12 protein-coding genes are annotated in these 14,497 nt (G+C 26.7%); 11 read left to right on the top strand and 1 reads right to left on the bottom strand.

The window, feature by feature from the left end:
- Positions 1-91: 91 nt before the first annotated feature.
- From aroF to CDIF1296T_RS09925, 11 genes are all read left to right on the top strand, one after another.
- Positions 92-1,105, top strand: coding sequence for a 3-deoxy-7-phosphoheptulonate synthase (aroF, locus tag CDIF1296T_RS09875; RefSeq protein ID WP_003439427.1), 1,014 nt, complete (start codon positions 92-94; stop codon positions 1,103-1,105).
- A gap of 21 nt (positions 1,106-1,126) precedes the next feature.
- Positions 1,127-2,191 (top strand): 3-dehydroquinate synthase, encoded by a 1,065-nt coding sequence (gene aroB, locus CDIF1296T_RS09880; RefSeq protein ID WP_009893310.1) that lies wholly within the window; start codon positions 1,127-1,129, stop codon positions 2,189-2,191.
- Positions 2,191-3,504 (top strand): 3-phosphoshikimate 1-carboxyvinyltransferase, encoded by a 1,314-nt coding sequence (gene aroA, locus CDIF1296T_RS09885; protein ID WP_009897028.1) that lies wholly within the window; start codon positions 2,191-2,193, stop codon positions 3,502-3,504. Before aroB ends, aroA begins: the two co-directional genes overlap by 1 nt.
- Positions 3,482-4,561, top strand: coding sequence for a chorismate synthase (gene aroC / locus CDIF1296T_RS09890; RefSeq protein WP_003439421.1), 1,080 nt, complete (start codon positions 3,482-3,484; stop codon positions 4,559-4,561). Before aroA ends, aroC begins: the two co-directional genes overlap by 23 nt.
- Positions 4,562-4,563: 2 nt before the next feature.
- Positions 4,564-5,760, top strand: a complete 1,197-nt coding sequence (gene pheA / locus CDIF1296T_RS09895; RefSeq protein ID WP_009897029.1) for a prephenate dehydratase — start codon at positions 4,564-4,566, stop codon at positions 5,758-5,760.
- A 46-nt stretch (positions 5,761-5,806) separates the two neighbouring features.
- Complete coding sequence (gene aroE / locus CDIF1296T_RS09900; protein WP_003439416.1) at positions 5,807-6,616, top strand: shikimate dehydrogenase; 810 nt, start codon at positions 5,807-5,809, stop codon at positions 6,614-6,616.
- Between the two features lie 11 nt (positions 6,617-6,627).
- Positions 6,628-7,161 carry a shikimate kinase gene (locus tag CDIF1296T_RS09905; RefSeq protein WP_003439413.1) on the top strand — a complete coding sequence of 178 codons (534 nt, stop codon included), beginning with the start codon at positions 6,628-6,630 and terminating at the stop codon, positions 7,159-7,161.
- Positions 7,162-7,181: 20 nt separating this feature from the next.
- Positions 7,182-8,021 carry a prephenate dehydrogenase gene (locus tag CDIF1296T_RS09910; protein WP_009897031.1) on the top strand — a complete coding sequence of 280 codons (840 nt, stop codon included), beginning with the start codon at positions 7,182-7,184 and terminating at the stop codon, positions 8,019-8,021.
- Between the two features lie 267 nt (positions 8,022-8,288).
- Positions 8,289-9,770 carry a putative bifunctional diguanylate cyclase/phosphodiesterase gene (locus tag CDIF1296T_RS09915; protein ID WP_009897032.1) on the top strand — a complete coding sequence of 494 codons (1,482 nt, stop codon included), beginning with the start codon at positions 8,289-8,291 and terminating at the stop codon, positions 9,768-9,770.
- Between the two features lie 32 nt (positions 9,771-9,802).
- Positions 9,803-13,240, top strand: a complete 3,438-nt coding sequence (locus CDIF1296T_RS09920) for a sensor domain-containing diguanylate cyclase (protein WP_018112840.1) — start codon at positions 9,803-9,805, stop codon at positions 13,238-13,240.
- 17 nt (positions 13,241-13,257) lie between these two features.
- Positions 13,258-14,004, top strand: a complete 747-nt coding sequence (locus CDIF1296T_RS09925; RefSeq protein WP_009897033.1) for a YdcF family protein — start codon at positions 13,258-13,260, stop codon at positions 14,002-14,004.
- On the opposite strand, the gene CDIF1296T_RS09930 is transcribed toward CDIF1296T_RS09925, so the two are convergent.
- Positions 13,953-14,273, bottom strand: a complete 321-nt coding sequence (locus tag CDIF1296T_RS09930; RefSeq protein ID WP_009897034.1) for a pyridoxamine 5'-phosphate oxidase family protein — start codon at positions 14,271-14,273, stop codon at positions 13,953-13,955. The two genes, CDIF1296T_RS09925 and CDIF1296T_RS09930, sit on opposite strands and share 52 nt — an antisense overlap.
- Positions 14,274-14,497 lie beyond the last annotated feature (224 nt).

A 14,497-nucleotide genomic window follows, 5' to 3' on the forward strand; every position in this document is an offset into this window, starting at 1 on the left:
TTTAGTGCTTGATAGATTATTTTAGAGAACTCATTAGTGAGTTCTCTTTTTTATTTTAAATATAAAATTATAATATTGGGAGGTAGTAAAAATGATAGTAGTATTAAAAATGGGAGCAGATAAAAATGAAGTTAAAAAATTAATTGAGGCTATTGGGAGAGAAGGAGTAGAAGTTAATCCCATAGATGGAACAGAATTAACTGTTTTAGGTTTAGTTGGAGATACTAGTAAAATAGATGCCAAAAGAATAGAAGCAAATAAGGTAGTTGAAAAAGTTATGCATGTGGTAGAGCCTTTTAAAAAGGCCAATAGAAAATTTCATCCAGAACCTTCAATCATAAATGTTAATGGAATGGAAATTGGTTCAAAGAAAATTGCTATGATAGCTGGGCCTTGTTCTGTTGAAACAGAAGACCAAATAGTATCTATAGCTAAAGATGTGAAAAAATCAGGTGCAGGATTTTTGAGAGGTGGAGCATTCAAACCAAGAACATCACCATACGCTTTCCAAGGATTGAAATATGATGGATTGGATTTATTAAAAAAAGCAAAAGAAAAAACAGGGCTTCCTATAGTTACAGAAATAATGTCAACACAAGATATAGATATATTTGAAGAAAATGTAGATGTAATTCAAGTTGGAGCTAGAAACATGCAAAACTTTGATTTATTAAAAGAATTAGGTAAAACAAATAAAACAATACTTTTAAAAAGAGGATTATCTGCTACAATTGAAGAGTGGCTAATGTCAGCAGAGTATATAATGGCTGGAGGAAATGAAAATGTAGTTCTTTGTGAAAGAGGTATAAGAACTTTTGAAACATATACTAGAAATACTTTGGATTTAAGTGCAATTTTAGCTGTGAAGAAACTTAGTCATTTACCAGTTATAGTTGACCCAAGTCATGCAGCAGGTAAATCATGGATGGTTGACTCTTTATCTAAGGCAGCAATTGCAGTTGGAGCAGATGGTCTAATAATCGAAGTTCATAATGACCCAGCACATGCACTTTGTGATGGAAAACAATCGATTAAGCCAAATGAATATGATGAATTGATAAGTGAATTAAAGACTATCGCATCAGCAGTTGGTAGAGAAATATAATCTATAAAAGGATGGTTAAACGTGGAAGAAAAACTATTAGTAAATTTAAAAGAAAATAGCTACAATATATTTATTAAAAAAAATATACTAAAGAATATAGGAGAAGAAATAAAAAAAATATATTTTGGAAATAAGATTTTTATTGTAACTGATGAAAATATAGCAAAATTATACTTGGATAAAGTAAAAAATAATTTAAGTGAATCTGGATTTGAAATTAAATCTTTAATATTAAAATCTGGTGAAGAAACAAAATCATTTAATACTCTTCCTAAAATATACGATAGTTTACTTGACTTTAAGTTAACTAGAAAAGATTTGATTATTACTTTAGGAGGAGGGGTAATAGGTGATTTAGGTGGATTTGCAGCAGCAACTTTTTTAAGAGGTATAAGTTTTATTCAAATTCCAACATCTTTATTAGCACAAGTTGATAGTTCTGTAGGTGGAAAAGTTGGAGTTGACCTTGAGAGAGGCAAAAACTTAGTGGGAAGCTTTTACCAACCAAAGGCTGTGTTTATCGACCCAAATGTATTATTATCACTTCCAGAAAAATTCTATAGAGATGGAATGGCAGAAGTTATAAAATATGGATGTATAAAAGACAAAACTTTTTTCAATAAACTTTTAAGTTTAAAAAATAGAGAAGAAGTAATGCAACATATAGAATACATTATACATAAATGTTGCTTTATTAAAAAAACTGTAGTTGAAGCTGATGAAAAAGACTTTGGAGATAGAATGCTTCTAAACTTTGGCCATACATTAGGTCATGCTATTGAGAAATACTACAATTTTACGGGTTATACCCATGGAGAAGCTGTTGCCATAGGAATGTATAAGATAACTTTAGAAAGTGAAAAGATAGGAATTACAAAAAAAGGGACATCAGAACTTATAAAATCAATTTTAATGAATTATAATTTGCCTTATGAGATTGAATTAAGAGATAATAAATCTATAGTAGATGCTATATCTCTTGATAAAAAAAATCTAGGTGATACATTAAAAATAATACTTTTAAAAGATATTGGAGAGAGTATTATATATAATACTACTTCTAAATTTTTTCAGGAGGTAAGATAATGGGAAGTCTAAAAATATATCCAAGTAAATTATCTGGAGATGTAAAAATACCACCATCAAAAAGTATGGCACATAGGGCAGTTATTTGTTCATCTCTAAGCAATGGAAAAAGTAGAATTTCTAATATAGATTTTTCTGATGATATAATAGCTACTATAAGAGCAATGACATCATTAGGAGCTATTATAGAAAAGAAAGAAGATATTTTAGAAATTTCGGGAATTTTTTCTAAAGAAGGTATTTTAAATAGAGAGAATCAGTTGAATCAACCTAAATTGACAATAGATTGTAATGAATCAGGCTCTACATTGAGATTTTTAGTACCTATATCTTTAGCATTTGATGGTGTAAAAAGGTTTATAGGTAGAGGAAATCTTGGAAAAAGACCACTTGATACTTATTATGAGATATTTGACAGACAGAATATAAAATATAGTTACAAAGAAAATCAGTTAGATTTGATTATATCAGGTAAGCTTAAACCAGATGAATTTAGAGTAAAAGGAAATATAAGTTCTCAGTTTATCACAGGTTTACTGTTTATATTGCCTACGCTAGAGAGTGATTCAAAGATAATAATTACTACTGAGCTAGAATCTAAAGGATATTTAGATTTAACTCTTTCAACGATAAAAGATTTTGGGGTAGAAATTATAAACAATAACTATAAAGAATTTATTATAAAAGGAAATCAAACGTATAAAGCGAGAGATTATAAAGTAGAAGGAGATTATTCTCAAGGAGCATTTTATTTATCAGCAGATGCTATAGGAGAAGATATTAGCATATTAGACCTTAAAGAAGATTCTCTTCAAGGGGATAGTGAAGTAGTTGAAATTTTATCTAGGATGGGAATGGAAATATTAAGAGAAGGCAACAAAATAAAAGGAATAACAAATGGTTTAAATGGTACTTTGATAGATGCATCTCAATGCCCAGATATAATACCTGTATTATCTGTAGTAGCATCCTTAAGTATAGGGAGGACTACAATAATTAATGCTGGTAGGCTTAGAATTAAAGAATGTGATAGACTTCATGCAATAAATGTTGAGTTAAATAAACTTGGAGCAAATATAGAGGAGAAAGAGGATAGTTTGATAATCGAAGGAGTAAGCAAGTTAAATGGTGGAGTAGAGGTGTGGAGTCACAAAGACCATAGAATTGCTATGACACTTGCAATTGCTTCTTGTAGATGTGATAAACCAATAATATTAAAAGATTTTGAGTGTGTATCAAAATCTTATCCACATTTTTTTAAAGATTTTAAGATGTTAGGAGGTCGAATTGATGAGTGGAATATGGGGAAATAATTTAAAAGTATCAATTTTTGGAGAATCTCATGGAAATGCTATAGGTATAAATATAGATGGTCTTCCTTCGGGGATTGAACTTGACCTTGATAATATTGATAAAGAAATGAAGAGAAGAGCACCTGGAAAAAATTCTATATCTACTTCAAGAAATGAAAGTGATATACCAGAAATTCTAAGTGGATATTTTAATGGAAGAACTACAGGAACGCCATTATGTGCAATCATAAGAAATAGTGATACTCGTTCAAAAGATTATGGAGAGCTTAAAAACTTAATGAGACCAGGACATGCAGATTTCACAGGTAATGTGAGATATTCTGGATTTAATGACTATAGAGGTGGAGGTCATTTTTCAGGTAGGATAACAGCTCCATTAGTATTTTGTGGGGCTATATGTAAACAAATTTTATCACAAAAAGGAATAGAGATAGGAGCACACATAAAAAAAATTAAAAATATAGAAGATATGAGTTTTGATTATGTAAATATTTCAAAACAACAGTTATCAAATTTGCAAACTTTGGAACTACCTTTACTTGATTTATCAAAGGAAGAAGCCATGAAAAATACGATTATAGATGCAAAAAATCAAGGAGATTCAGTTGGTGGTATAATTGAGTGTGCAGTAGTAGGTATTAATGTAGGGCTTGGAAATCCATTTTTTGACTCTGTTGAATCTACTTTATCACATTTATTGTTTTCTGTTCCTGCTGTAAAAGGTGTAGAGTTTGGTTTAGGTTTTGAACTTGCAGATATGTATGGCTCTCAAAGTAATGATGAAATGTATTATGAAGGAAATCAAGTTAAGAGCAAAACAAATAACAATGGAGGAATTATAGGAGGGATTACTACTGGAATGCCAATAATTTTCAAAGTGGCAATTAAGCCAACTCCATCAATTAGCAGACAACAAAACACAGTTAATATAAAAGATAAAAAGGACGATATTTTATATATTAAAGGCAGACATGACCCTTGTATAGTTCAAAGGGCTATACCTGTAATAGAAGCAGTAACAGCCATTGGAATTTTTGATTTGATGAAAGGACGATAATAATGGAGGATTTAACGAGATATAGAAATGAGATTGACAATATAGATAAAGAGCTTATTCAATTATTTGAAAAGAGAATGAATACAGTTCTTGAAATTGCCAGACATAAAATGAAAAATAACACTACTATACTTCAAAAAGATAGAGAAGAAAAAGTACTAAGTAGAGCCGTAGATAATTTAGATAATAAAGCATATTCACAAGAAACGGTACAGTTTTTTAATTCTATAATGGAAATTAGTAGAGGATTACAAAAAAGATTTATAGATAATGATGGTGAGCAGAAAATCGAGTTTAGTTTAGATTCATCAAATAAGAATTTTGATTTGTCAAATGTAAATAAATATAAGTCTTTAAAAGATGAATTAAATAAAAAAAATATCCTAGTAGGCTTTCCTGGAAAATCAGGTTCATTTACAGAAGAAGCACTAAATAAATTCTTCAACAAAAAAATATCAAAAAAACAATTTAAAGAATTTGAAGATGTTTTCATAGCACTTAAAAATAAAGAAATAAACTATGGAATAATCCCCATAGAAAATTCATCTACAGGAGCTATCTCTGAAACTTATGACCTTTTGAGAAAGTACGGTTTTTATATAGTTGGAGAAGAATGTATAAAAATAGACCAAAATTTAATAGGGATAAAAGACACAAAGCTTGAAGATATAAAAGAAATATATTCTCATCCACAAGGTATAGGACAATGTAGTGAATTTTTAAAACAAAATAGTACATGGAAATTGATACCATTTAATAACACAGCAACAAGTGCAGAACTTGTAAGAAAACTTCAAGATAAAACAAAAGCAGCAATTGCAAGCAAAAAAGCTGCAAGTATTTATGGATTAGAAATAATAAGTCCTTGTATAAATGATATAGCAAACAACTATACAAGATTTGTAGTAATCAGTAATCAAATACACATTGAAGAAGAATCAAACAAAATGAGTGTAGTATTTTCTGTTGAACATGAAGCAGGAAAACTTTATAAAGTACTTGGATACTTTGCTAAAAATAATATAAATATGACAAAAATAGAATCAAGACCTATGAAAAATGCCTCATGGAGATATTTCTTTTATATAGATTTTGAGTGTTCTATATACAATGCTAAAGTGTACGATTTATTAGAATTGATAGAACATAATACAGCATATTTTAAATTTATGGGAGTATATAAAAATAAAACTGAATAGATAAGATAAATTTTTATTTAATTTATAATTATTAGGAGGTGTAAGTATGAATTTTTTCGGTCTAGTAGGTGAAAAACTCTCTCACAGTGTTTCACCTCAAATCCACAAGAGAGTATTCGAGATATTGAATATTGAAAGTGCTTATAAAAACTTTGAAATTTCAAAAGAAGATATATCTAAGCTAGACGGTGCTATAAAATTATTAGGAATACAAGGGGTAAATGTTACTGTACCATATAAGGAGCGTATTATGAAATATCTTGATTTTATATCACCAGAGGCAAAACGTATAGGAGCAGTTAATACAATTTTACTCAGAGAAAATATGTTATATGGTTACAATACAGATTACTTTGGTCTTGATAGTATGTTTAAAATGGCTAATATTGATGTTCAAGGAAAAGTAGCAGTTATATTAGGAACTGGAGGTGCTTCTAAAGCTGCTCTTACATATTTTATTGATTCTGGTATAGAAAAGCTTTATGTTTCAACTAGAAAAAAGGATGATAAAAAATTATTAAATAGTAAAGCTATATTAATAGATTATGAAGAACTTAAACATATAAAAGGAGATATAATATTAAATGCTACACCAGTAGGTATGTACCCTAATGTAGGAATTTCACCAGTGTCAAAATCTATTATACAAAATTTTGATATATTAATAGATTTAATTTACAATCCTGGAGAAACAGAGTTTTTAAGAATTGGTAATAGTATGGGTAAAAAAACTTGTGATGGATTATATATGCTGGTGGGGCAAGCAATAAAATCTCAGGAAATTTGGCAAGATACTAAAATAGATAATAGTATTTTAGATGTTATATATAATGAACTAAAATTAGAATTTTTGTAAGGGAGATTGTTATGATAAATAAAACAAAAGAAAAATTGATATTAATAGGTATGCCAGGTAGTGGAAAAACTACAATTGGTAAACTTTTGGCCAAAGAATATAATTGTAGTTTCTGTGATATGGATGATTATATAATTCAAATATCTCAAAAAAGTATAGCAGAGTTGTTTTCAGAAGGAGAAGATATCTTTAGGAACTATGAGACTCAAGCATGTAGAGAACTTTCTATAAGTGATAAAACAGTGATATCTACAGGTGGAGGTGTAATAAAAAAGGATGTTAATATGGAAATACTAAAAGAAACAGGTATAATAATTTTTATTGATAGACCTATACAAAAGATTTTGGAAGATATAAATATTAATTCAAGACCATTATTAAAAAACGGAAAAGATAGATTGTATAATCTTTATAATGAGAGAATAAATCTTTATAAAAAATTTTCAGATATAGAGATTTTAAATGATAAATCATTAAATAATGCTGTATATAATATTACAAATGCAGTCAGTGAAAATTTTAAATTTGACTTTAAAGAAAAATAATCTAGGGGGAAGTAAAAATAATGAATATTGTTATTGTAGGACTAGGAGTTATAGGAGGCTCTTTTGCTAAAGCATTAAAAAAAGCTGGATATGAAAATGTATTTGGAGTAGATGTAGATTTAGAAACTTTAAAAAAAGCAGAAAAAGCAAAAATCATAAAAAAAGGATGTACTACAGGTAAAGAGTTATTTAAAAAAGCTGATTTAATTATACTATCTATATATCCTAGATTAGTTGTAGATTTTCTAAATAAGAATAAAAACTTTTTTAAAAAAGGGACTATAATTACTGATACTACAGGAATAAAAGAAACACTTATCAATGATGTGTTGCAAATTATTCCAGATGATATAGATTTTATATTTGGACATCCAATGGCAGGTAGGGAAAAAAAGGGTATTGATTTTGCAAGTGAACAAGTTTTTAATGGTGCAAATTATATAATTACTCCAACTGGCAGAAACAACATAAAAAATTTAGAGTTAGTTGAAAATTTAATTTTAGAGATTGGATTTAAAAGAGTAAAAAAGTTAACTTCACAAAAACATGATGAGATTATAGCTTTTACTTCTCAGTTACCTCATGTTATGGCAGTTGCTCTTATAAATAGTGATGAAGAAGGTAGAGATACGGGTAAATTTATTGGAGATAGTTATAGAGATTTAACTAGAATTGCAAATATGAATGAAGACTTATGGAGTGAACTTTTTTTAGGAAATAGAGATAATTTACTAAAAGTTATAGAAAACTTTGAATCAGAAGTAAATTTAGTAAAAGAAGCTATATTTAACAATGATAAAAATAAATTAATAGAGTATTTTAAAAAATCATCAATAAGAAGAGAAGCTTTAGAAAAATAAATATTAATATTTAAGCTATATATAGATGGGTATAAATATAAGCGATAGTGTATTTAATTGTATTAATAAATATGGATTCAATATAATTAAATATGCTATTGATATATTTGTACCCTTAACTATTGTTATCTTTTAAATGATAATGATATTTATTTAAATACTCTTTATTAACAATTTATAAAACTTAATTGTAAAAAATACTTATTAATAGTAAAATAAAGTGAATCAATTATATTATAATTGCTAAAGAGAGTGAGGTGTAGCTATTTGAAAAAAAATAGATTAATAGCAAAGAATATATCAATAGCATTTATAGTACTATTCTTTTTTAGTGTATTTACATTTTTTTATGTAGGTAATATTAATAGAGTGTTAGAATATGAAACAAATGACATAATAACAGTTACAATTGCTGGATGGATTATACTTTCATTTTTATTTTTAGGTATTATAATTTACATATTATATTCAAAAGCAAATAGTCAAAAAACTATAGAAAAAGTAGCATATACGGATTTTGTAACAGGTTATTCCAACTGGAGAAAGTTTGAATTAGATGTTACAAATTTATTAAAGAAAACATCACAAAATAATAAATATGCAATGGTCATATTCGATATTGATAAATTTAAAGCAATTAATGATATATATGGCCATAAAAAGGGAAATTTAATATTAAAAGATATTGCAGATACTTTAAATGAATTGACTGATATCAATGAAACTTTTGCTCGTGTAAGTGCTGATAATTTCAATATATTATTAACATATAACAAAAAAGAGGATATAATAAATATTATCAAAAAGATTATGGCAAATAATGAACTTGTAAACTTATCTTTTGGAATTTATGAAATCAAAGATAAGGATTTATCTGTAAGTGTATATAGTGATAGAGCTTCACTTGCAAAATCATCAATAAAAAATAATAGTGATGTAAATTTTGCATTTTTTAATGACAAATTAAGAGAGAAATTATTATTTGAAGATAAGATAGAAAAAGAAATGGAATATGCTCTTGAAAGTGGGCAATTCGTAATGTATTTACAACCAAAATACAATATTAAATTAGATAAATTTTGTGGAAGTGAAGCCCTAGTCAGATGGCAATATACAGAAAAAGAGGTCATATATCCAGGTGATTTTATTCCTATATTTGAAAAAAATGGATTTATTAGAAAGATTGATATGTACATATTAGAACAAGCTTGTAAAGAAATCCGGTCTTTATTTGATAAAGGAATTTCACCTTTACCTATATCTGTAAACTTCTCAAGAGTTGATTTTTTTAAAAAAGATTTTATTGAAAACATAGTAAATATATGTGATAGATATAAAATACCATATAGTTTAATAGAAATTGAAATTACTGAATCTAGTATGTTTGGAGATACTGATACTCTATTTAATGTTAGTAGAAACCTACAGGATATTGGCTTTATAGTTGCAATGGATGATTTTGGCTCTGGATATTCTTCTGTAAATATGCTTAAAAATATACCATTAAATGTAATAAAATTAGATAGAGGATTTTTTGTTGATGATAAAGATGTTGATAAGAGTCAAATTGTTATAAAAAGCATAGTTTCTCTCATTAAGCAATTAGGAATAAGGGTTGTTGCTGAAGGAATTGAAACAAGAAGTCAAATAGAAATGTTAAAAAAAGCAAATTGTGATATTGTTCAAGGATATTATTTTTCAAAACCATTACCAATTAAAGAATTTGAAAAATTAGTCTATAAAATATAGTCAGCGAGTCTTAAATGGGAGGTGGTGATTAAGTGATAAGAGCAAAATCGTTAAAAAATGTACTGAGTATTGTTTTAATATTTTTATTTACAATAATTTCTTTTTCTGATTTTGCATTTAAAACTAATGTCCAGGAAGAAGAAAATAGTAAAATTAATTTAAGAGAAATATCCCTACAAAGTTCCAATGCTATAAAAATAAAATTAGATAGTTCTCTATCCTTTATTAAAAGTGTGGCAAATATGGTTTCTTATTTTAATACTATAGATAACTCAAAAATAGTTCCATTATTAGCTAATATATCAAAAGAATCTGACTTTCAAAGAATCTCTATTGTATCTCCTGATGGAATAAGTCATACCAGTGATGGCAAAATTATCAATGTGTCAAAGTATCAGTATTTTAAGAAAGCTATTAAAGGAGAAAGTAATATATCTGAAGTTGTGAAATCTCCAATTGATGGAAAAGATACTTTTGTTATAGCTACTCCTGTATTTAATAAGAATAACAAAATAATTGGTGTTTTATACGGTTCTTACTACAATGATAAATTAGCTGAATTTATAGATATAACAAGTTTTAATAGTGAAGGGTACATAGATATATTTGAATCTAGTGGTCAATTTGTTTTAAAATCTTCACATACAAACAAACTGATTAAGTCAAGTAGTAACATATATGATATATTTAAAAAAGCTTCTTTTAATGATGGTTATAGCTATAAAAAAATATATGAAGATACAAAAAATAACAAGAGTGGCTTTACCTCATATGAATACAAAGGAGAAAATCGTTATGCTACTTATACACCCATTGGTGTAAATGACTGGTATGTAATTTCTGTGATACCACAATATACTGTAAGAAGAAACATTGATAAAATAAATCAATTAGCATTTTCTCTTATTTTCAAGGTATTCTTATTGTTTATTATGCTTATAATATATATTATTTATAAAAACAATAAATCTCAGAAAGATATACTAAAAGCTAACAAAGAAATCTCATCTATTACAAATAGCATTCCTGGAGGAGTACAAAAGTGTACCCTGGGTGAGACATGCAATATTAATTTTTTAAGTGATGGATTTATAGAGTTGTTTGGTTATACAAGAGAAGAAATAAAAACATTGTTTAATAATGATTTTTATAGTTTAATACATAAAGATGATGTTGAAAGAATAAAAAAAGAAATTTTTAAACAACTTTACAAAAATAAAACTGTTGAATTAGAATATAGGATTATAACAAAAAATGGTAATACAGTATGGGTTTTAGATAAAGGGGAGCTTATAACAGAACCTGATGGAAAAGAGTATTTTTGTTGTGTAACTGTAGATATTACTAGAACAAAACAATTAGAACAAGAGATGGAACAAAAAAATCTAGAACTTGAAATGATATCAGAAAATGTTTTAGGTGGTATAATTATAACAGAATTTAATGATGATTTTACTATAAAATACGCTAACTCTGGTTATCTTTCAATGATTGGATATACACGTGAACAATTAGAAAATGAACTTAAATACAAAGCTTGTAATCTTGTTTTTTATGAAGATAGAAAGAAGGCTCTTGAAAGTATACAACATCAATTAAACACAAAAGGAATAGCTGTATATCAACATAGAATAAGAAGAAGAGATGGTAATATTATTTGGGTTTCTATAAAAGGAAGGCTTATTGTTGATGATGATGGTATTGAAAAAGGTATTTGGATTCTAAATGATATAACAGATTTAAAAAATGCAGAACAAAAACTTAAAATAAATGAAGAAAGATTTAGAATTGCATTAAAGCAAACATCAAACACTATATTTGAGTATGATATAAAAACAAAGTCACTTTTAAATACTAGTAAAGAGCTTGATAAATATAATATTTATAAAATTACTAAAAATGTTCCATATTCTCTAGTAGAATCAGGAGTTATTCATAAAGATTTTAGTGATGATTTTATAAACATGTATGAAAATGTAATAAATGGAGCAAAAAAAGCAAGTTGTGTAGTTAAGATGAAACTTCCAGATGAAAATTATATATGGAATAAAGTTACCTTGACTACTATTTTTGATGAAGATGGTAATCCTGTAAGAGCAATTGGTATACAGGAAGATATAAGCAAACAAAAGGAAGCAGAAATAAGATACAATCAAGAAGGTAAGTATCATTCAGCTATATTGTCGGAAGCAATGATAACCTATGAAATAAATGTATCAAAGGATACTTTTATCAAAGGAAATGAAAGTTGGCAAAAACCATTTGGAATTAAGCCTGACAATAACTATTCTCAAATGGTAAAAACTATAGCAAATAGTATTGTACATAAAGACAATAAAGAAACATTTTTAAATACATTTTTATGTGAAAACTTATTGGATGCATATAAAAATAATGTGACTGAAATAAAATTAGAATATCAAAGAATGAATCAAGAAAATAAAATGATTTGGGTCATTTGTACAATGCACTTAATAAAAGATTCTATTACGAACGATATAAAAGCACTTGCTTATGTTAAAGATATTGACAAGCAAAAAAATGAAGAAATTAGATTGAAATTAAAAGCTGAAAGAGATACTCTTACAGGATTATATAATAAAGGTACTACAGAAAAATTGATTAATGATTTCTTGAACTCTGAGGAAGCAAGCTTAGGAATGCATGCATTTTTAATTGTTGATATAGATAATTTTAAATCTGTGAACGATAATTTAGGACATGTATTTGGAGATAAAGTATTATTTGAAGTTTCTAAAAACCTAAAACCTATATTTAGAAAAGATGATATAGTAGGTCGAATTGGTGGAGATGAATTTATAGTATTCTTAAAAAATATTCAGTCTTTTGAGAATACCAAAAAGAAAGCAGAAAAAATATGCGATATATTTAGAAATTCTTATACGGAAAATAAAAAGACATATAAAATATCTGGAACAGTTGGAATTTCATTTGTACCAGAACATGGAACTGTATTTGAAGAACTTTATAAAAAAGCAGACATAGCACTTTATTATGCAAAGAGCAAAGGAAAAGATAAGTATGCACTTTATAATGATTGTATCTACCAAAATGGACTTGAAAATAATATAAGTGATAATAATATAAAATTAGCAGATAAATGTGAGAAATCCAAACCAGTACTTAAAGAAATTCTTGATTCTATTGATAATTATATCTATATAGTGAATCCAAATACTTATGAACTTCTTTTTGTCAATAATAAGGTGTCTCGTTTGGATTTAGAGATAAAATTAGGAGAAACCTGTTATAAATCACTATTAAAATCTGATAGACCATGTAATAATTGCCCTCTTAACGGATTAGAAGAAAATAAGCATTCAAAATTCAAAATAGAGACAAATACATTTGGTAAAAATATCAGTATAGCAAGTTGGATTAATTGCATAGATGGAGAATACAACTGTCTTATAGAGTGTATAGATTCTTCTTTATACAAAAATAAATAAAAAAGGACTATGAAGATATGTTAAATAGTATAACTTTGATACTTGGTATAATATTTACAATTTACTATTTTTATCTCAAAATAGTTTTTGGAGGAATTTCATTTAGTGAGATTTTCTTAGTTGTAGGAATTGTACTAATTATCTATCAAATATTTAAGAAAAAAATTAAAGAAAAGAAGGTTTTTTATAGGGTGTTAAAAATAATAATCAGCATTTTTTTAATAGTATTTGTAGTTACTGAGAGTCTAATTATTTTTTATCCTAAAAATAGTTTAGAATCAAAAAGTGATTATCTCTTAATTTTAGGAGCTTCTGTAAAAAAGACTACACCAAGTACAACCCTGAAGGGTAGGTTAGACACTGCATTGAAATACCTAAAAATTAATGATAATTGTTATGTGGTAGTATCTGGTGGTAAAGGAAGTGGAGAAAAAATAACTGAGGCAAAAGCTATGAAAGATTATCTTATAAAAAATGGTATAGATAAAAATAGGATAATAGAAGAGGATAAATCCACGAATACTTATGAGAATTTTAAATATTCAAAATTGAAGATAGAAGAACATAGTCAAAGAAAACTAAGCGATTTAAAAGTAAAAATAGTAACAACAGATTTTCATGTTCTCAGAAGTAAAATATTAGCATATAGAAATGGATATAAAAATACGTCTTTTTATGCTAGTAAATCAAAACTTTCATTTGTACCAACTTATTATACAAGAGAATTTTTTGCATTATGGAAAACAATCATTTTTGATAGATAATAAATAAAAAGACTAGATATAAACTCATATCTAGTCTTTTCTATTCCCTTAATTCTAATCCATTTTCCAACTTTACTTGTTGTAGAAATTTCAACATTGGGATTTACAAGTAATTGCTTATAAGAAGTTTTATATTTTACGATTCCAAAATATAATTTTCCTTCATAATCCATTATAAATCCGAATGGTCTTACTCTTGGTTTATTATCTTCAACTGTAGCAAAATAGAATGTTGAGTTTTCTTTAAAAAAATTCATTATTTTTTTCATGATTAAATCCTCTTTGTATCTTATACTAATATAATGAATATAAATAAAATATTCATAATACTAATATAAATCGATATAAAAACAATTACAATATTATATTGATTATTCAAAATTATATATAAAATTCAGAAAAAAATTAGTTTACATAATAAAAATAAAGTCAACTAAAATTATTGATTTTAGATTAAAGTACCAGATTAAGCGTTTAAGTAGATTTTAAGCTT

It is taken from the genome of Clostridioides difficile ATCC 9689 = DSM 1296 (assembly GCF_001077535.1).
GTDB classification, from domain to species: Bacteria; Bacillota; Clostridia; order Peptostreptococcales; family Peptostreptococcaceae; genus Clostridioides; species Clostridioides difficile.

Coding starts and splice junctions, on each gene's coding strand:
- CDIF1296T_RS09930 (WP_009897034.1), bottom strand. CDS start 14,273: ATGAAAAAAATAATGAATTTTTTTAAAGAAAACTCAACATTCTATTTT.
- aroE (WP_003439416.1), top strand. CDS start 5,807: ATGAATTTTTTCGGTCTAGTAGGTGAAAAACTCTCTCACAGTGTTTCA.
- CDIF1296T_RS09925 (WP_009897033.1), top strand. CDS start 13,258: ATGTTAAATAGTATAACTTTGATACTTGGTATAATATTTACAATTTAC.
- aroA (WP_009897028.1), top strand. CDS start 2,191: ATGGGAAGTCTAAAAATATATCCAAGTAAATTATCTGGAGATGTAAAA.
- aroF (WP_003439427.1), top strand. CDS start 92: ATGATAGTAGTATTAAAAATGGGAGCAGATAAAAATGAAGTTAAAAAA.
- CDIF1296T_RS09910 (WP_009897031.1), top strand. CDS start 7,182: ATGAATATTGTTATTGTAGGACTAGGAGTTATAGGAGGCTCTTTTGCT.
- pheA (WP_009897029.1), top strand. CDS start 4,564: ATGGAGGATTTAACGAGATATAGAAATGAGATTGACAATATAGATAAA.
- aroC (WP_003439421.1), top strand. CDS start 3,482: ATGAGTGGAATATGGGGAAATAATTTAAAAGTATCAATTTTTGGAGAA.
- CDIF1296T_RS09905 (WP_003439413.1), top strand. CDS start 6,628: ATGATAAATAAAACAAAAGAAAAATTGATATTAATAGGTATGCCAGGT.